13 protein-coding genes are annotated in these 18,083 nt (G+C 64.3%); 6 read left to right on the forward strand and 7 right to left on the reverse strand.

Going from position 1 to position 18,083, the window contains the following annotated elements; all coding sequences use genetic code 11:
- Genes fabG through AN936_RS12600 form a run of 3 tightly spaced genes read right to left on the reverse strand, consistent with a single transcriptional unit; the run spans nucleotide 1 to nucleotide 2,577 of the window.
- Nucleotides 1-741 carry a 3-oxoacyl-[acyl-carrier-protein] reductase gene (gene fabG / locus AN936_RS12590; protein WP_054588466.1) on the reverse strand — a complete coding sequence of 247 codons (741 nt, stop codon included), beginning with the start codon at nucleotides 739-741 and terminating at the stop codon, nucleotides 1-3.
- Between the two features lie 24 nt (nucleotides 742-765).
- Nucleotides 766-1,704, reverse strand: coding sequence for an ACP S-malonyltransferase (gene fabD, locus AN936_RS12595; protein WP_054588467.1), 939 nt, complete (start codon nucleotides 1,702-1,704; stop codon nucleotides 766-768).
- 45 nt (nucleotides 1,705-1,749) lie between these two features.
- A complete protein-coding gene (locus tag AN936_RS12600) occupies nucleotides 1,750-2,577 on the reverse strand; it encodes an LD-carboxypeptidase (RefSeq protein ID WP_054590273.1) in 828 nt (275 codons plus the stop codon).
- A 154-nt stretch (nucleotides 2,578-2,731) separates the two neighbouring features.
- On the opposite strand from AN936_RS12600, the gene AN936_RS12605 reads away from it, so the two are divergent.
- The 4 genes from AN936_RS12605 to rplI all read left to right on the forward strand — a co-directional run bounded on the left by AN936_RS12605 (nucleotide 2,732) and on the right by rplI (nucleotide 5,524).
- Nucleotides 2,732-4,120, forward strand: a complete 1,389-nt coding sequence (locus AN936_RS12605) for a Mur ligase family protein (RefSeq protein WP_054588468.1) — start codon at nucleotides 2,732-2,734, stop codon at nucleotides 4,118-4,120.
- A 158-nt stretch (nucleotides 4,121-4,278) separates the two neighbouring features.
- The gene (rpsF, locus tag AN936_RS12610) at nucleotides 4,279-4,644 is read left to right on the forward strand and encodes a 30S ribosomal protein S6 (protein ID WP_054588469.1); all 366 of its coding nucleotides are present in this window, start codon (nucleotides 4,279-4,281) and stop codon (nucleotides 4,642-4,644) included.
- Nucleotides 4,645-4,656: 12 nt separating this feature from the next.
- Nucleotides 4,657-4,881: a 30S ribosomal protein S18 gene (rpsR, locus tag AN936_RS12615; protein WP_054588470.1), complete on the forward strand. Its 225-nt coding sequence runs from the start codon at nucleotides 4,657-4,659 to the stop codon at nucleotides 4,879-4,881.
- Nucleotides 4,882-4,894: 13 nt separating this feature from the next.
- Complete coding sequence (rplI, locus tag AN936_RS12620) at nucleotides 4,895-5,524, forward strand: 50S ribosomal protein L9 (RefSeq protein WP_054588471.1); 630 nt, start codon at nucleotides 4,895-4,897, stop codon at nucleotides 5,522-5,524.
- Nucleotides 5,525-5,758: 234 nt separating this feature from the next.
- On the opposite strand, the gene folE is transcribed toward rplI, so the two are convergent.
- Nucleotides 5,759-6,355 carry a GTP cyclohydrolase I FolE gene (gene folE, locus AN936_RS12625; RefSeq protein ID WP_054588472.1) on the reverse strand — a complete coding sequence of 199 codons (597 nt, stop codon included), beginning with the start codon at nucleotides 6,353-6,355 and terminating at the stop codon, nucleotides 5,759-5,761.
- Nucleotides 6,356-6,789: 434 nt separating this feature from the next.
- Here folE and AN936_RS12630 point away from each other — a divergent pair, with 434 nt between their 5' ends.
- Entirely contained in the window at nucleotides 6,790-9,765 is a 2,976-nt protein-coding gene (locus AN936_RS12630; protein WP_054588473.1) for a TonB-dependent receptor, read from the forward strand.
- A gap of 107 nt (nucleotides 9,766-9,872) precedes the next feature.
- Here AN936_RS12630 and AN936_RS12635 read toward each other — a convergent pair whose 3' ends face one another.
- From AN936_RS12635 to AN936_RS12645, 3 genes are all read right to left on the reverse strand, one after another.
- On the reverse strand, nucleotides 9,873-12,467 hold the full coding sequence (locus AN936_RS12635) for a TonB-dependent receptor (RefSeq protein ID WP_234715553.1): 2,595 nt from the start codon (nucleotides 12,465-12,467) through the stop codon (nucleotides 9,873-9,875).
- 234 nt (nucleotides 12,468-12,701) lie between these two features.
- Nucleotides 12,702-14,660 carry an alpha/beta hydrolase family protein gene (locus AN936_RS12640; RefSeq protein ID WP_054588475.1) on the reverse strand — a complete coding sequence of 653 codons (1,959 nt, stop codon included), beginning with the start codon at nucleotides 14,658-14,660 and terminating at the stop codon, nucleotides 12,702-12,704.
- 15 nt (nucleotides 14,661-14,675) lie between these two features.
- Nucleotides 14,676-15,980, reverse strand: a complete 1,305-nt coding sequence (locus tag AN936_RS12645) for a spinster family MFS transporter (protein WP_158500084.1) — start codon at nucleotides 15,978-15,980, stop codon at nucleotides 14,676-14,678.
- A 302-nt stretch (nucleotides 15,981-16,282) separates the two neighbouring features.
- On the opposite strand from AN936_RS12645, the gene AN936_RS12650 reads away from it, so the two are divergent.
- Nucleotides 16,283-18,004 carry a DUF885 domain-containing protein gene (locus AN936_RS12650; protein ID WP_054588476.1) on the forward strand — a complete coding sequence of 574 codons (1,722 nt, stop codon included), beginning with the start codon at nucleotides 16,283-16,285 and terminating at the stop codon, nucleotides 18,002-18,004.
- Nucleotides 18,005-18,083 lie beyond the last annotated feature (79 nt).

The following is an 18,083-nucleotide window of genomic DNA, read 5'->3' on the forward strand; positions in this document are numbered from 1 at the left end:
TCAGGACAACATCGCCATCCCGCCGTTCACGTGCAGCGTCTGGCCGGTCACATAGGCGGCTTCCTTCGACGCGAGATAGACGACTGCGGCCGCGATATCGCTTCCCTCGCCCATCCGCCCGGCCGGGATGCGCTGGTTGAGCGCTTCCTTCTGCGCGTCGGGCAAGTCGTCGGTCATCGCGGTGGCGATGAAGCCCGGTGCAACGCAGTTCACCGTGACGCCGCGGCTCGCGAGTTCCTGCGCCAGCGCCTTCGTCATGCCGGTGACGCCGGCCTTTGACGCGGCATAATTGGCCTGCCCCGGATTGCCGGTCGCGCCGACGACGCTGGTGATCGAGATGATGCGACCGAAACGTGCCTTCATCATCGGCTTGGCCGCCGCGCGCGCGAGGCGGAAATTGGCCTCAAGGTTGATGCGGATGACGTCCGACCATTCGTCGTCCTTCATCCGCAGGATCAGATTGTCGCGGGTAACCCCGGCGTTATTGACGAGAATATCGAGCTGCCCCAACGCCTCGACTGCCGAAGGCACGAGCGCATCGACCGCCGCCGCATCACCGAGATTGCACGGCAAAGCGACATGATCGCCGCCAAGGCTGTCGCGAAAACCGTTCAGCTTCTCCGCATTGGAACCCGACACCGCAAGCCGTGCGCCTTGCGCTGCGAGCGCCTGCGCGATGGCCGAACCGATGCCGCCCGAGGCGCCGGTGACGAGGGCGGTCATGCCGGTGAGATCGAACATCTATATTCTCCTGAATCCCGTGAATTAGAGCGTCTTGAGCAAAGCCTCGATGTCATCCATCGAGATCACGCTGATCGTCTCGACCTCGCCCGCAGCGCTGCGCTTCACCATCGGCGACAGGACCTTGCCGCCGAATTCGACGAATTGCGCGACGCCGATATCTTCCATCGCGCCGACGCTTTCGCGCCAGCGGACGCGGCCCGTGACCTGTTGGACGAGGAGATCGCGGATCGCGTCGGCATCGCTGACCGGGCTGGCAGTCACATTCGCGACCACCGGCACCAGCGGCGAGGCGGGCGGGTTCGCGTCCAGCGCCTCGGCCATCGCATCTGCCGCCGCCTGCATCAGCGGGCAATGAAAGGGCGCCGACACCGGGAGCAGCACGCCGCGCTTGATCCCGAAGTCCTTGACCAGCGCGACCGCGCGCTCGACCGCACCCTTGTGGCCCGAGATCACGACCTGCGACGGGTCATTGTCGTTCGCGACCGTGCAGACCTCACCATCGGCAGCGGCGTCGGCGAGCTTCTGCGCCGTCTCGATATCGGCGCCCAGCAGCGCCGCCATCGCGCCGACGCCGACCGGCACCGCCGCCTGCATCGCCTGCCCGCGCGTCTTCAGCAGCTGCGCGGTGGTCGCAAGGTCGAAGGCTCCGGCAGCGCAGAGCGCGCTATATTCGCCGAGGCTGTGGCCCGCGACATAATCGGCCTTGCCCGAGAGCGTCACGCCGCCTTCCTTTTCGAGCACGCGCAAGGTCGCGATCGCGTTCGCCATGATCGCCGGCTGGGCGTTTTCGGTGAGGGTGAGCTGGTCCTCGGGCCCTTCGCTCATCAGCAGGAACAGCTTCTGGCCGAGCGCGTCGTCGACCTCCTGAAACACTTCGCGGGCGACCGGCGATGCGTCGGCAAGCGCCTTGCCCATGCCGACCGCCTGGCTGCCCTGACCTGGAAAGATGAATGCGCGCATGATGCGTCCCCTGATGGATTTTCGATTTGGCCCGCGCCTATTCCTTCACCCGGCGCGATGCAAGCCGAAGGGCACGACCTTGTTCGCCGCATCGTGACCGATGTCGGCCCGGCCGAGCCACGGAATGCCGGTCCGCGCGCACCAGTCCTGCGCGATTTCCTCGGCGTCCATGCCGAACGGCCGGTCGTTTTCGGGGACGTCGCTCACCCGCCCGAGGCGGATGCCCGCGAGACCGCGCGGGGCCAGATAACTCGCGACATGGAAAAAGGCGCGGTCGAAGGCATAGAGATATTCGCTGACCTCCTCGACCAGCAGCACATGCCCTGAAAGATCGGGTTCGAGCGGGGTACCGAGCAGCATCGACAGCGTCATCAGGTTGAACGCCGCGTGGCGCGCGCCGTGCGCAAGGCCCGGTTCGCATGCCGCGGGATCGCGCGCGACGAGCCAGTCGAGCGCACGCGTCACCGCCCCATCGCCCCCTTCGCGCCGGATATCCGCGACCATCGGACCGTGCGCGACATGGTCGAAACCCTCCCGATAGAGCGCACCGAGCAGATTGCCCTGATCCGAATAGCCGAGAAACGCCTTCCGCCGTGCGACATCGGTCATCGCCGCCACCGCATCCTCGGCGATCCGGCACGCGCCATAACCGCCGCGCGCGAACCAGATCGCGTCGATATCGGGCCGGTTCGCCATCTCGACCAGTGCCGCGAAACGATGCCCGTCCTCGCCGGCGAAATGGCCGTGCACGGCAAAGCATTGCGGGTCGAATTCCAGCTCGACATCGGGATAGCCAAGTGCCGCGATCGCCCGCACCGCTTCCGCATCGTCCGGTAAAATAGGTGTTGAAGGGGCGACGATCCCGATGCGCATAAGCCGACCTTTGATTCCGTTTGTGTCGAGCGAAGTCGAGACACCCATCGTCACAAAGCATGGCCGAGGGGCATCTCGACTTCGCTCGATGCGAACGGGCAAGGGAGTGTCGCCCTAGGTTGCAAACCCTTCATCAAAGCCATATCGCGCCGCGATGGCCGAAAACAAATCCTATTTCTTCTGCGGCATCGGCGGGTCGGGCATGCTGCCGCTCGCGATGATCGTCGCGGCGCGCGGCAGCGCCGTTTCGGGGTCGGACCGCAGCCGCGATCAGGGCCGCTCCCCCGACAAGTTCGGCTGGATCGAAAGCCGCGGGATCGCGCTGTTCCCGCAGGACGGCAGCGGACCGCAGGCAGGTCAGACGCTGGTCGCTTCGGCGGCGGTCGAGGACAGCGTTCCCGATGTCGCGGCGGCAAACGCTCTCGGCCTCCCCCGGATGACGCGCGCCGACCTCAATGCCGCGCTGTTCAACGCGGCGGAACGGGCAATCGGCGTCGGCGGTACCAGCGGCAAGTCGACCGTCACGGGCATGATCGGGTGGATTCTCGAACGCGCGGGCCGCAAGCCCACCGTGATGAACGGCGCCGTGATGCGCAATTTTGCGAACGACACCATGCCCTTCGCGAGCGCGCTGGTCGGCGAAGCTGCGACCTATGTCAGCGAAGTCGACGAAAGCGACGGCTCGATCGCGCTCTATCAGCCCGATGTCGCGGTGGTCACCAACATCAGCCTCGACCACAAGAGTCTCGACGAATTGCACCGGCTCTTCGGCGATTTTGTCGCCAAGGCACGGATCGCGGTGATCAACGCCGACGATCCTGAATCCGCCCCGTTGCTGGCCGGCGGCAACGTCATGCGTTTCGGCTTTTCGGATGCCGCCGCGATCCGGGGCAGCGATTTCGAGGCGCTGCCCGACGGCTGCCGCTTTGCCGTCAGCTTCGCCGGCGACCGCCACGAGGTTCGCCTGCGCATGCCCGGCCGCCACAATGCCGCCAACGCCCTCGCAGCGATCGCGGCGGCGCGCGCGGTGAACATTCCGGTCGGCCAGTCGGTCGCCGCGCTCGCCGATTTCGCCGGCCTCGCGCGCCGCTACGAGGTGCTGGGACAGGCGAATGGCGTCACGGTGATCGACGATTTCGCGCACAATCCCGACAAGGTCGCCGCGACGCTCGCCGCCGTCGCCGAACTTCCCGGCCGCGCACTGCTCTTCTTCCAGCCGCACGGTTACGGCCCGCTGCGCCAGATGGGCAATGAACTCGCCGCCAGCTTCGCCGCGGGAATGCGCTCCGACGACCGGCTTTTCGTCTGCGATCCGGTCTATTTCGGCGGCACCGTCGACCGCAGCATCGGCAGCGAGGCGCTGGTCTCCGATATCATCGCGGGCGGCGGCGATGCAGTGCATCTGACGACCCGCGCGGCGTGTGGCGCGGCGATGCTCGACGAAGCGAAGCCGGGCGACCGCATTCTCATCCTTGGCGCACGCGACGACACGCTGACCGAATTCGGGCAGGAATTGCTGGAAAAGCTGGCCGCGCGCGCTTGATTTCTCGCCGCGAATCTGTATAGGCGCCCTCATTCGGGGCGAGGCCTTGTGCCTGTCGCCCCGTTTGTTTTGCACCAATACGCAAGACTTGACGACAGCCGGAGGGGTTTCGCGATTGGCGCGGAACCAGCGATCGGCCAAATCGAAGGACGCTACCCATGCCGTTTTACGAGCATGTCTTTATCGCGCGTCAGGACCTGAGCCAGGCTCAGGTCGATGCGCTGGCGGAAACCGTCACCAACGTCATCAGCGAGTATAAGGGCCAGGTTCACAAGACCGAAACCTGGGGCCTGAAGCAGCTCGCCTACAAGATCGCGAAGAACCGCAAGGGCCATTATGTGATGCTCTCGGCCGAAGTGTCGGGCGAAGCCATCGCGGAAATCGAGCGCCAGGCCGCGATCAACGAAGATATCATCCGCTGGCTGACCATCAAGGTCGACGAACTCGAAAAGGGTCCGTCGGTGATGATGCGCAAGCAGGAACGCCGCGGCGGCCGTGGCCGTGACCGCGACGGCGAAGAATAAAGGAACAGCATCATGGCACGACCCTTTTTCCGCCGCCGCAAGACCTGCCCCTTCAGCCAGAAGGACGCACCGGTCATCGATTACAAGGACGTCCGCCTGCTCCAGGGTTACCTGTCGGAGCGCGGCAAGATCGTCCCGTCGCGGATCACCGCGGTGTCCACCAAGAAGCAGCGTGAGTTGGCGAAGGCGATCAAGCGCGCCCGCCACATCGGCCTGCTTCCCTACATTGTGAAGTAAGGAGAGCAGCGTCATGGAAATCATCCTGCTCGAACGTATCGAGAAACTGGGCGGTATCGGCGACGTCGTCACCGTCAAGAACGGCTTTGCCCGTAACTTCCTGCTGCCGAACAACAAGGCGCTGCGCGCGAACGACGCGAACCGCAAGCTGTTCGAAGCCAACCGTTCGAAGATCGAGGCCGACAACGCCGAGCGTCGCACCGACGCCGAAGGCCGCGCCAAGGACATCGACGGCAAGCAGGTCGTCCTGATCCGTCAGGCGTCGAACACCGGCCAGCTCTACGGCTCGGTTTCGGTTCGCGACATCGTCGATGCGCTGATCGAAGACGGCGTCACTGGCGTCACCAAGGCGATGGTCGAACTCGAACGCCCGATCAAGGCGCTCGGCCTCGTCGACGTCAAGGTGAAGCTGCACCCCGAAGTCGCCGTGACCGTCGGCGTCAACGTCGCACGCTCGCCCGACGAAGCCGAAATGCAGAAGCAGGGCATCGACGTCATCGCCGCGATGTTCGAGGAAGAACAGGCCGAAGCCGTTGCTTCGGCGCTGGAACCCGACAGCGAAGACGAGTTCGAGGAAGCCACCCCGCCGTCGGAAGTCGCCGCCGAGGAAGCTCCCCCTGCGGACGAGGACGAAGAGGCCTAAGCCCCTTCTCCCCGCAACAGACAGAAAAGGCTCCGGAACCCTTGTTCCGGAGCCTTTTTCTTTGTGACAGAGGCTTGGCCGATGGCGGTTTTGGGGTGGTATCCAGACTGTCCCGTTTCCGTTCGTGTCGAGCGAAGTCGAGACACGCTTCGAGGTTGTGCCCAGCCCGAGGGGCATCTCGACTTCGCTCGATGCGAACGGATAAGAGTTGGCCTAACGGCCGCAACCCGACGCTCAATATCCCATCAAGGCCAGCACTTCCTTGCGGCTGCGCTCATCGTCGAGGAAGCTGCCGAGCAGCCGGCTTGTCACCATGCCGACGCCGGGCGTGCGGACGCCGCGCCCGGTCATGCATCCATGCTGCGCGTCGATCACCACCGCGACCCCATGCGGCTGAAGATTATCCCAGATGCACTTCGCGACCTCGGCCGTCAGGCGTTCCTGCACCTGCAACCGGCGGGCATAGCCATTGAGCACCCGCGCCAGCTTCGAAATACCGACGACACGATCCCTCGGCAGATAGGCGATCGACGCCTTGCCGGTGATCGGCGCCATATGATGTTCGCAGTGCGACTGGAACGGGATGTCGCGAAGCATCACGATCTCGTCATAGCCGCCGACCTCCTCGAAGGTGCGCGACAGGTGGATGGCGGGGTCGTCGGCATAGCCCTGACAATATTCGAGCCACGCCCGCGCAACGCGCCGCGGCGTGTCGAGCAGCCCCTCGCGCGACGGATCATCGCCTGCCCATTCGATCAGCGTGCGGACCGCGCCCAGCACCTCCTCGGGCACGACGGGCTTGCCATCCGGTCCCAGTTCCACCTTCGTCATCGCACCGCTTTCACTGTTGCTATCATGTCGCACATTTCGACGCGAAATCGCGCATGCGCAACCCCGGCAGGCGAAGATTTTCATCGCAGCGGCGAAGTTTACGTTGCGGAATCGGAGCTTTTCAACCCCCGGAACTTGGGTCTTTTCATGTCGTTTTTCTGCCCCAACAAGTGGCTTGACGCTTTCGTCAACTCGGCGCACCTTCATTGCATTACAGAACTCGCTCAAGCGGGTCGTAATCCGGAGAGGCCGGCGTGTTCCCCGACGCCGGTGGGAGAGGACGATGACCAGCGCAGCTGGCAGGTGGGATAAGCACGGGCACCTGGCCGTTTCGGCCGGGCGCCTTTCGCCACGCCTGGTCATACCCCCTCCCCTTACCACAAATTGAGTTTGGGCGGCCCCGCACCCCCGGGTTCGAAAAAGGGAGGATATAGATGAAGTTCAAAGCACTGATCGGAACCTCGATCCTTGCGATGACGGTGGCGACGCCGGCCTTCGCGCAGGATGCACCGGCCGAAACCGAACGGGACGCGTTCGGCGGCGAAATCGTCGTGACCGCGCAGCGCCAGTCGGAACGTCTGCAGGACGTGCCGATCGCGGTCAGCGCCTTTTCGTCCGAAGCGCTCGAAGCACAGCAGATCAAGACGCCGTCGGATCTTCAGCTGACGCTACCCAACGTTACCTTCACCAAGACCAACTTCACCGGCGCCAGCTTTACCATCCGCGGGATCGGCGACCTTTGCGTCGGCACGACCTGCGACAGCGCGACCGCCATCCACCTCAACGGCGACCCGCTCTTCTCGACCCGCCTGTTCGAAACCGAGTTTTTCGACCTCGAACGCATCGAAGTGCTGCGCGGGCCGCAGGGTACGCTGTTCGGCCGCAATGCGACGTCGGGCGTGGTCAATGTGATCACCGCCAAGCCGAAGCTCGGCTTGTTCGAGGCGGCGGCCGAAGGCGAATATGGCAATTATGATTCGATCAAGGGCAAGGCGATGGTGAATATTCCCATCGGCGACACCATCGCCCTTCGCGTCGCGGGCATCTATCTCAACCGCGACGGCTATACGAAGAACACCTTCCTCAATACGCGCATCGACGATCGCGATCTTTATTCGGTCCGCGGCTCGCTGCGCTGGGAACCGACCGACAACACGACCATCGATCTGATGGGGTCCTATTTCCGCGAAAAGGATCAGCGCACCCGTATCCAGAAACAGCTTTGCCAGCGCGATCCGACCGGCATCCTCGGCTGCCTGAACACGCGGCTCGACAATTCGCCGTTCAACGGCAATTCGACCTTCACCGCCGCGCTGACATCGCGCGAATTCCTCGCGACGCAGGGCATTCCGGCGGCGTTCGCGCTCGGCAGCCTCTATGGTCCCGACGTATATGGCAATACGACGATCCCCGCCGACCCGCGGACGGTGAACACCGCCTATACGCCCAACTATTTCACAAGCGAACTGACGCTGCAGGGGCAGATCGAGCATGATTTCGGGCCGGTCTCGCTGCAGGTCTCGGGCCAGTATCAAAAGGTCAAGCTCGACGCGTCGCAGGATTATAACAGCAACGTCGGCGACCGCTCGCTCTACGCGGGCGGCCTCGGCACGCTGCAGGCGGCGGCGAGCGGAGCGCTTGGCCCGGCGCTGCAGGCCTATTTCGCGCCGGTTGCCGCAGCAATCATTCCGGACGGGCCGGCCGGGCAGCTTTGCACCTCGCTGGCCGAGGAAAGCGGCTTCGGCAGCTTCGGGGGCAACAAGATCTGCAGCGACCAGTCGCTGCAATTCGACCGGTCGAACCAGTATAACAGCAGCTGGTCGGTCGAAAGCATCCTGACCAGCGACCTTGACGGTCCGTTCAATTTCCTGATCGGCGGCATCTATGCCGACTATCACCTGACCGAGAACAGCTATTATGTGAACGCCTTCCCGATCGATTATCTGACGGGGGTGCTCGGCGCGTTCAACTCCTTCGCCAACGGCCTGCCGCCGTCGTTCCTCGGCACGCCCTTCTTCCGCAACAACACGGGCGACCTGAAGATCAAGTCGTACGGCATCTTCGGCGAAACCTATTTCGAGGTGAACGACAAGCTGAAGCTGACGCTCGGCCTACGCTACAACAACGACAAGAAAGCCGTCGTCGCCCGCTCGACGCTGGCAAGCTTCCTTGTTCCGTTCGGACAGACCGGAACCGCGTTCGATTCGCCCTTCGTGGTGACATTCGACGCCGATCCCGGCACGCCGGGCAACCAGCTCGAACAACGCCGCAGCGTGAAGTTCAACGAATGGACCGGCCGTGCGGTCGTCGACTACAAGATTACCGACGACAACCTGCTCTACGCGTCCTATTCGCGCGGCTATAAATCGGGCGGCATCAACCCGCCGCTGCAGCCGATCTTCGAAGTCCCCGAATCGTTCCAGCCCGAACAGGTCGACGCGTTCGAAATCGGTTCGAAGAACGCCTTCGGCGACGGCGCGCTGCAATTGAACCTGACGGCCTTCTACTACAAGTACAAGAAGCTGCAGCTCAGCAAGATCGTCGCGCGTACCGCGGTCAACGATAATGTCGACGCCGACATCTACGGCTTCGAAATCGAAGGCATGGTCCGCCCCGATCCGGACTGGGTCATCAACCTCGGCTTCAGCTACCTTCACACGAAAGTCACCGAAGACAAGTTCACCAGCAACCCGCGCGACTTTGGCGGCGGCCGTTCCGATGCGGTCATCATCAAGGACATCACCAACGCCGCGAACTGCGCCGTGGCACCGGGAACGTCGGGGAATGCCGCGGGCAGCAATGCCTTCGTCAACTTCGTCAACAATGCGATCAACGCAGGTATCGACGTCAATGGCGACGGCACCATCGGCGCCGGCGACATCCGTCCGGGCGCGGGATTGCAGGGGACGACCAGCTTCCCCGCCGATGGCGGGATCGCATCGACCGGCGCGTTCAGCATCTGCGGCGTACTGCAAAGCTATGCCGCGGCAGCGGGCAACCTGTTCGACCCGAACGGGATCCAGGTCTTCACCGCGGGCATACCGGTCAACATCAAGGGCAACGAGTTGCCGCAGGCGCCGAACTACAAGTTCAGCGCGGGCGTGCAATATACCGCGCATCTTGGCGACATGACCCTCGTCCCGCGCGTCGACCTTGCCTATACCGGCGAAAGCTATGGCAGCATCTTCAACGGCAACGTCAACCGGATCAAGGGCTATGCCCAGGTCAACGCGCAGTTGCAGCTCAACGGTGCCGACGACAAATGGTTCGTGAAGGGGTTCATCCAGAACATCTTCAACGCCAACAGCGTCACCGGCCTGTACATCACCGACCAGTCGTCGGGTAACTACACCAACATCTTCACTCTCGAACCGCGCCGCTACGGCATCGCGGCGGGTGTGCGGTTCTAAAAGCCGGCGGCAACGTCAACAAAAAGCCCCGGCTTCTCGATCGGGAAGCCGGGGTATTTTTTTGCCTGCTGTCCGGGCGGCCGGAGCATTGCTCCGGCCGCTTCCGGTCAGAATTTGAAGCGGCCGGTCACGCCATAGGTGCGCGGCTGGTTCGGATAGCCCGAGACGCTGCCCGCCTGGGCGACGGCCGGGAAGATCGTCGTCAGGTAGGTCGCATTGGTAAGGTTACGGCCCCACACGCCGAGTTCGAAGCCGTTGGTCAGCGCGACGGTGAACGACGCGTTGAGCTGGTTGACTTCGCGCTTCAGGTTCTGCGCAACGCTTGCCGGCAGCCCGGTGAGGCCTTCGACGATCTGGACCGGGCTTTCATAATGATAGTCGACGTGGAAGATCGCCTTGGTCCCGCCCGCAAATTCATGCGTATAGGTACCGCCGGCGGCCATCGTCAGTTCGGGGATACCCGCGGGCATGGTGCCCGAGATATCGCCGAACGCCGAATTGATGAAGCTGTCATACTTCGGATCGAGCCAGGTCACTGCGAGCGTCAGGTTGAGCCCATCGACCGGACGCACCGAGCCGTCGAACTCGACACCCCAGGTCGACTGCTTGCCGGCGTTGGCAAGAGCGAAGCCCGTGCCGGTGAAGATGTTCGACTGGAAACCCTTGATCGACTGCTTGAACGCGGCAAGGTTCAGCGCCGCGACCGACCAGTTCGCCTTCAGCCCGACTTCATAGACTTCCGATTCTTCCGGAGCCGCAAAGCGCGAACCCGAAACGAGGTTCGGAGTCGCCAGGCCGGCCGCGCCGATCGCGGCCAGGTCGCTCGCGAGCGGACGGCTGTCACGCGACAGGTTGACCGAGCTTGCCTTGAAGCCCGTCGCATAGGTCGCATAGACGTTGACCGTGTCGGTCAGTTCATACGACGCGCGGACGCTCCAGGCGAGATCGTTGTCGCTCGTCTTCCCCGGCTCGACGCTGTTCGGCAGGTTGAGGAACGGCGGCAGGAACTGGAACGGCTTCAACCCATTAAGCGGGTTCGCCGCCGGATTGTTCTGGTTGGCGTTGGCAAAGGCCTGGAACGCCTGGAAGGTTGCCGCAGTGGCGGGATTGGTCGCGAACGCGAACACCGCAGCCGGATCGTTCGGATTGACGCCCGCCTGCTGCAGCGCGCCACCGAGCAGGAGCTGGTTGCGGAAACCGGCAAACGCCGGATCGTTAAGGTCGATACCCGAGAAAGTATCGGTGCTGATGACGTTGGTCGCAAACTTCTTGCGATCCTGCGTGTAGTTCGCGCCGGCCGACAGCGTCAGGCGATCGGTAACCTCGAAATCGACCGTACCGAAGATCGACCAGGCGGTGTTCTTCAGGCGATAGGCCTCGTCGAGCCCGTCGCCTTCGCGAAAGAAGCTGCCCGACGGGGCGCCAAGAGCGGCCTCGAGCGCGGGAACGCTCAGCGCTCCGCCGCTCGCGGCCTGGATCAGCGCATTGCCATAGGGGCGGAAGTCCTCACCGAAGCGGATGTCGTTCTTCTGCTTGATCTTCTCGTTGAAATAATAGCCGCCGAGCAGGAAGTTGATCGGACCGTCGAAGTCCGAGGTCAGGCGAACTTCCTGCGTCCAGGTGTCGATGCCCAGCTGCTGGCTGTTTTGCCCGATCAGGTCGGCCGATGTGAAGTCCGAATCCTGGTTCGTGTTGGCGCGCACTTCGCGATAGGCGGTGATCGAGGTCAGCGCGAGCTTGCCGAGATCATAGTCGATCTGCGCCGAACCGCCGTAATTCTCGATCTCGTTCGTCGACAGGAAATTGTTGTAGACGTTGTACGAGAAGGGATTGTTGGCGTCGACGCTGGGGCCGCCGGCGAGCGCGTTGGTGATCGCGACGGTCGGGCCGGCGATGACATTGCCGGCGATGCAGCAATTTTCGTCGATCTTGTCATAATCGCCGATCAGGCGGATCGACAGCGCGTCGGTCGGTTCGAACAGAAGCTGGCCACGCACGCCCCAGCGGTTGCGATCGTTGACGTCGGTGTCGAGGTTGAGATCGCGCGCATAGCCGTCGCGGCGGTTGTAGTTGCCGGCGAGCGAGAAGGCGACCGTATCGCTGATCGGGCCGGTGATATTGCCCTTGACGGTGATCGCATCGTAATTGCCGTAGCTCGCTTCGATCGCGCCACCGAATTCATACTGCGGCTTTTGCGTGACGATGCTGATGACGCCCGCCGAGGCATTCTTGCCGAACAGCGTCGACTGCGGACCGCGCAGCACTTCGACGCGTTCGAGGTTCGGTAGGTCGCCGATCTGGGCGGCCGAACGCGAACGGTAGACGCCGTCGATGAACACGCCGACTGACGGTTCGATACCGGCATTATTGGCGCCGTTGCCGAAGCCGCGGATGATGAAGTTGGTGTTGGCGCTGGACTGGAGCTGCGACACGCGCAGGCTCGGCACTGCCGACTGCAGGTCGATGAGGTCGCGGATCGCCGCATTTTCGATGTCGGCCGCCGAGGTCACCGACACGGCGATCGGCGTGTCCTGCAGCGTCTGCGAACGCTTGCTGGCGGTGACGATGATTTCATTGCCATAGTCGGCGTCGTTCGCGGTCGCCGTATCATCGGCGGGCGCGGCGTCCTGGGCGTAGGCAAAGGCAGGGGTGGTCGCGGCGCACAGCATGGTGGCGCCCAACAGGATGTTGCGCAAAGTCATGACGATACCTCTCTCCAAAACCGGCGAAGCGCGGCCGTACGGCCTGAACGGGAGATGCCCGCCGGTGAACGGCCGCTGTAATGGAGCAGCGCCGCGCGTCAACGCGGGCCCGCAGCGAGCGCCGATTTTCCCTGCGATTAGTGGCTAAAAAGCAACAGTTTACTTGCGGCGTAGCGACCGCCACACCGATGACGAGCTATCGCACCCGAAATCGGGAGCTTTGGCGCCGCTGCCTCAGTCGATTCCTCCCGTCGCGATATGGCGCTCGCACCAGTCGACGATCCGCGCGGCGGAGTCGGGATAGGCCGGATAGCCCCGCAAGCTGTGGCCGTCGTCGGGATAGACGGCGAGCGCCGCCGTCGCGCCCGCCTCCGAAAGGGCGCCGAAGAACTCGACGGCCTGCCCGGTCGGCGTGTTCTTGTCGCGCCCGCCGGCCAGCACGAGTGTCGGCGTCGTCGCGCCTTCGGCGAAGAAAACCGGGCTGCGGTCGAAATATTGCCCGCCCGGCCGCCGCGGCGAGCCGTCAAGCAGCGTCTGGTCGAACCACGGAATCTGCGACGCATAATGCTGGCTGTACCAGTTCGCGACCGGCGAGATCGGAATCGCGGCGGCGAAACGATCGGTCTGGGTGACGAGCCAGGCGCTCATGAAACCGCCATAGCTGGTGCCCGACACCGCGACGCGCGACGGATCGACGATCCCCGCCGCGACAAGGCTGTCGATGCCGGCGAGATAGTCGTGCATATCCTCACCGCCCATGTCGCGGTGAACCCGGCGCGCGAAATCCTGCCCCCGCCCGCCCGAACCGCGCGGGTTCGGCAGCAATAGCGCATAGCCCTTCCCGACCAGCACGGGGCCCGCCCGCAGCGCCGCCGCATAGCGGTTGCGATGTGCCCAGACCGGCCCGCCGTGAATGTCGACGAACAACGGCAGATTCGCCGTATCGCCATCGGGAAGCACCAGCCAGCCGCCGATCTCCAGCCCGTCGCGCCCGGTCCAGCTATGGTAACGCATCGTCCCGGGAATCGCCGGTCCCGGCAAGGGCGCGAACTCGGCGAGCCCGTCCGCCCCTCCGTTTGCAAGGCGCGCAATCGCCGGCGGGCTGGCATAGCCTTCGATCACCGCCAGCGCGGCGCCGCCGGGCGCGGGAATCGCTTTGGGATACCAGCCGCCGATCGTCTGCTCGTCCGAGGACCAATGCTCGTGCCGTTCGCCGGTGGCGACGTCGATCTCGCCCACCACCGTCTGCGCTTCGCGCACGCCCGCGAACAGCAGGCGGCGCTCGTCTCGCCAGCGAACATCGGAGACCTCGACCCCGCCGGTATCGAGGACGCGCCGTGCCTCCCCTTCGCCCAGCACGACCGAACCGCAGACGATCCCGCGATCGCTGCAAAAGGCCTCGATCGCGGCCCAGTAGCGCCCGTCGGGCGAGCCGGCGGGTACGCCGATCTGCTCGACGGGGGCGTGTCGCGCCTCCTCGGCGCCGGTCTTCGCGTCGATGATGCGCAGCGTCGCTTCGTACCAGCTTCCCTCGCCGTGATGATCGCTCGCAATCACGGCGAAGCGCTCTTCGCCGAGCCACGCTGCTTCCCACACATTGACCGGCGGCCGGGTCACCGCTTGCAGCGCCGTCGCACCGTCCGACCAGCGATAGAGCCGCCGCCAGAGATCCTGCGCGTCGGACGCCGCGACCTCGGGCAGCCAGCTCGGCCCCGACGCCCCGCCGCGCAGGACATAACCGCCCTCGGCGCCCGAAACGTCCGCCCCGGGATCGGCGCCGAGGATCAGCAGGCCGCTGCCGCCCGGCGACCAGGCGAGGGCCTCGACACGCGCTTCGAGCGGAATGGAAACCAGCGGCTCGCCGCTCTCGGACAAGATGACGAGCCGCTCGCACCCGCCGTGGCCGGTCGCGATATAGGCGGCGCGTCCGTCCGGCGCGTTGCGGTGTAGGCGGCCGGGGGCGATGCGATGGACTATGCCGTCGCGCAGGTCGAGGCGGCAAATTGTGCTGGCGGGCCCGTCCTCGAGCCTCCCCGGGAAATATTGGCCCGCGAAATGCACGCTGCCGCCGTCGGGGGTCAGGTCGAGATCGGCGCCCGTCCACAGATCATCGGTACCCGGACGGAAGAGCGCGCCGTAAAAGGCAGCCACGTCGCGCGCGGCGCGGGTTTCGCGCATGTCCTTTTCAATCATGGCGTGCTCCCGCGATCATTCTTCGAGGTCGGATTTCAGATATTTTGCCGCACGCAACATGAAGATCCCGGCCGGCAGAAAGGTCAGCGACATGATCATCAGCGCATAGCGCAACCCTTCGGCGGGGCCGTAGATCTGCGCCATATGATCGCTGATCGCCCCGGCAAGGACCGGACCGAGCCCGAGCCCGATCAGATTGGCGAAGAAGAAGGCGAGCGCGACCGCCATCGCCCGCCGCTTGCTGCCGCAAATGACGTGCAGCGCCGCGAAGATCGTCGGGACCGCGCCCGTCAGCAATATGCCGCCAATCAGCGACAGCGGGATCATCAGGGCCACCGAACCCATGGCGAACGAGCCGACATAAAGCGGCAGCGCCGCGATCAGCGCGAGCCCCGGAAACTTCGCCACCCACGCGATATCGCGTTTCGCCAGATAGTCGCCGAGCTTGCCGCCGCCGAGATTGCCGACCACCGCGCCGACCGCCGACATGATCCCGAACAGCCCGCCCGCCTCGGCCACGGTCAGCCCATGCACCCGGATCATGAACGAAGCGGTGAAGACCAGCGCGCCATAGGCCATCAGGAAATAGACGACGAGCGCATAGACGATGTTGCGATAGGCGGGCTTGGCGAGCAGCAGCTTGATGCTTTGCCGCGCATCCTCGGTCGCTTCGGGAGCGACGGCGAAGCCGGCCTGGAGCCGGGGCTCACGCAGGACGAAATGCGCCGCGACGGCGAGCAGGAAACCCGGCAGGCCGATGACGAGGAAAGCCTCGCGCCAGCCATAATGCTGCGCGACCCAGCCGCCGGCGGTCATGCCGATGATATAACCCGCCATCGACGACATCATATAGACGCCGAGCGCGCCGGCCCGCTGTTCGGGCGGGTAATAATCGGCGATCAGGCTCTGCGCGGGGGGCACCGCCCCCGCCTCCCCCGCCCCGACCCCGACCCGCGCCAGCGCCAGTTGCCAGAAATTCTGCGCAACGCCGCACAGCGCGGTCATAATGCTCCACACGGTGAGCGACCAGACGATGATCTTCTTCCGGTTGCCGCGATCGGCGAGCCACGCGATGGGCAGCCCGACCGTGACGTAGAAGATCGCAAAGGCCAGCCCGGTCAGCAGCCCGAGCATCGTGTCCGAGACGCCGAATTCGGCCTTGATCGGTTCGAGCAGGACGCCGATCACATTGCGGTCGGCATAGTTGGACGTGCCGGTCAGGAAGAGAATGAACAGCAGCGTTCGCCGCTGCCCCGCCCCGTAAAGCTCCCAAGGATTCGCGGCCTCCGCCGCATCGATCGCTTCGACCTTGTTGCTCATCATCGCCCTTCCTGGGAGGTGAGTCCGGAACCGCTGCGCCGCCGTTGGCACGCAGTGGCCATCGCCAAAGGACTATCGCGAAGGCCAAATTGATTCAATGCATAAATGCATTTTTTATTTCTCCAGAAATTATATCTCTATTTCAGTATATTAACTGGGGATGGGGGATCAAACCCGCGACAATGCCCGGCCCAAGGCGCACAATTCGGCGCGGCGGCCGTTGACAATTAAACATGCAGAAACGTATTTAAATTGCTGCGCCTTATCGCAGCGAGTTCCGCGCACACCGGGAAGGAATATCGATGACCTTGAGCCCCCTCGAAAATTTCGGTTCGGCATTGCGCGTGATCGACGATGTCTGGTCGGCCCTGAACGGCAACGGCTTTCTCGGCGGCGACAAGGACGCGCCGATACGATTTCCCGATATCGGATTTGCGGCAGCGACCGAGCGCGCCGCGCGCGGCCGCGCGCTGCTCGACCGCATAGACGCCATCGACAGCGCCGCCCTGCCCCACGACCTGCCCTATACGCTCGAGATGGCGCGGCAGATTGCCGAACGGTGGTCGCGCGAAGCGGATTGGTACTGGCTCGTCTTCGACCCGCTCGGTGGCGGCTTTTATGCGATGTTCGCCCCCACCGCCTATTGCGGCGGCTTCCTCCTCAACGTCTTCGGCCCGCGGATCGGCGGGTACAGCTTTGCGTCGCGCGGCGACGGCGATCGCTATGTCGGACTGATCCGCGATTACGGCCGGCTGGTGCAGCAGATGCACGAACGCACCGCAGGCCAGGCCGAGCGGGGCATCTTCATGCCACGCCTGCAGCTCGAACAGTCGATCCCGCTTATCGAAGGCTTCCGCGACGGCATCACGGCGATGCTGACCCCCGACGCATCGCGGCTCGCCGCGGTCGACGCCGCGCCCGTGCTCGCGCAGATAAGCTCGGCGATTGCCGACGATGTGATCCCGGCCTTCAACGCCTTCCTGGCCTTCCTGAAAAACCCCGCCTATGCCGAAAACGCTCCCGAAAGCGTCGGCATTTCCCAATATCCGGGTGGCAGCGAGGTCTATGCCGAGCTGGTGCGTCTGCACACGACGCTCGACCTGACGCCCGAACAGGTTCACGCGACCGGCCTCGCGCGGATGGCCGATATCGGATCGCAGATGCAGGCGCTGCTCGACGAAGCAGGCTTCACGGGGAGCCCGATCGACTATCTCGATGCGGTCAGGAACAACCCGGCGTGGCGCGCTTCCGGCGCCGAAGCGATCGGCGCGGTGTTCCAGCGCTATATCGACCGCATCGCGCCGCACATCGACGCGACCTTCAATTTCAAGCCCAGGGCCGGCCACGGCGTCGCGCCGTTGCCCGACGCGCTGACCGGTTCGATGACCTTCGGCTATTACACGCCGCCGACGCCGACCGACGACAAGGGCCGCTATATCTTCAACGCGCCGAACCTGTCGCAGGGGCCGCTCAACAACGTCGGCGCGCTCAATTATCACGAGCTGGTCCCCGGCCACCATTTCCACCTTGCGACACAGGACGAGAACGAGACGCTCCACCCGCTGCGCCGCAAGGCGTTCGTCAATGCCTTCAACGAAGGCTGGGCCGAATATGCCGCGACGCTGGCGGGCGAAATGGGCATGTATCCCGAACCGGAGGAACGCTTCGGCCGGCTGATGATGGACGCCTTCCTGACCTGCCGCCTCGTCGTCGATACCGGGATGAACGCGCTCGGCTGGTCGCTCGAGCAGGCGCGCGACTATATGCGCGCGAACGCCTTCATGCCCGAGCAGGAAATCCGTTCGGAATCGGTTCGCTATTCGTGCGACATTCCGGGGCAGGCGCTCGCCTACAAGCTGGGCGACACCGTCATCTACGAAGCGCGCGAGAAAATGCGCGCCGCACTCGGCAACCGTTTCGACATCCGCGATTTCCACGACGCGGTGCTGCGGCCCGGAGCATTGCCGCTGCCGCTGCTCCAGCGAAATGTCGAAGAACAGACCCAACGGATCGCCGCGGGCTGAGCGAGCGAACCCTAAGATCCCGCCAAAAACGCCTCGAGAACTTTTCGTGCATTAATGAATTTTATTATGCCTCGTCCAA

It is taken from the genome of Sphingopyxis macrogoltabida (genome assembly GCF_001307295.1).
GTDB classification, from domain to species: Bacteria; Pseudomonadota; Alphaproteobacteria; order Sphingomonadales; family Sphingomonadaceae; genus Sphingopyxis; species Sphingopyxis macrogoltabida_B.

Coding starts and splice junctions, on each gene's coding strand:
- fabG (WP_054588466.1), bottom strand. CDS start 741: ATGTTCGATCTCACCGGCATGACCGCCCTCGTCACCGGCGCCTCGGGC.
- fabD (WP_054588467.1), bottom strand. CDS start 1,704: ATGCGCGCATTCATCTTTCCAGGTCAGGGCAGCCAGGCGGTCGGCATG.
- AN936_RS12645 (WP_158500084.1), bottom strand. CDS start 15,980: ATGAGCAACAAGGTCGAAGCGATCGATGCGGCGGAGGCCGCGAATCCT.
- rpsR (WP_054588470.1), top strand. CDS start 4,657: ATGGCACGACCCTTTTTCCGCCGCCGCAAGACCTGCCCCTTCAGCCAG.
- AN936_RS12600 (WP_054590273.1), bottom strand. CDS start 2,577: ATGCGCATCGGGATCGTCGCCCCTTCAACACCTATTTTACCGGACGAT.
- AN936_RS12635 (WP_234715553.1), bottom strand. CDS start 12,467: ATGACTTTGCGCAACATCCTGTTGGGCGCCACCATGCTGTGCGCCGCG.
- AN936_RS12650 (WP_054588476.1), top strand. CDS start 16,283: ATGACCTTGAGCCCCCTCGAAAATTTCGGTTCGGCATTGCGCGTGATC.
- rpsF (WP_054588469.1), top strand. CDS start 4,279: ATGCCGTTTTACGAGCATGTCTTTATCGCGCGTCAGGACCTGAGCCAG.
- folE (WP_054588472.1), bottom strand. CDS start 6,355: ATGACGAAGGTGGAACTGGGACCGGATGGCAAGCCCGTCGTGCCCGAG.
- AN936_RS12640 (WP_054588475.1), bottom strand. CDS start 14,660: ATGATTGAAAAGGACATGCGCGAAACCCGCGCCGCGCGCGACGTGGCT.
- AN936_RS12605 (WP_054588468.1), top strand. CDS start 2,732: ATGGCCGAAAACAAATCCTATTTCTTCTGCGGCATCGGCGGGTCGGGC.
- rplI (WP_054588471.1), top strand. CDS start 4,895: ATGGAAATCATCCTGCTCGAACGTATCGAGAAACTGGGCGGTATCGGC.
- AN936_RS12630 (WP_054588473.1), top strand. CDS start 6,790: ATGAAGTTCAAAGCACTGATCGGAACCTCGATCCTTGCGATGACGGTG.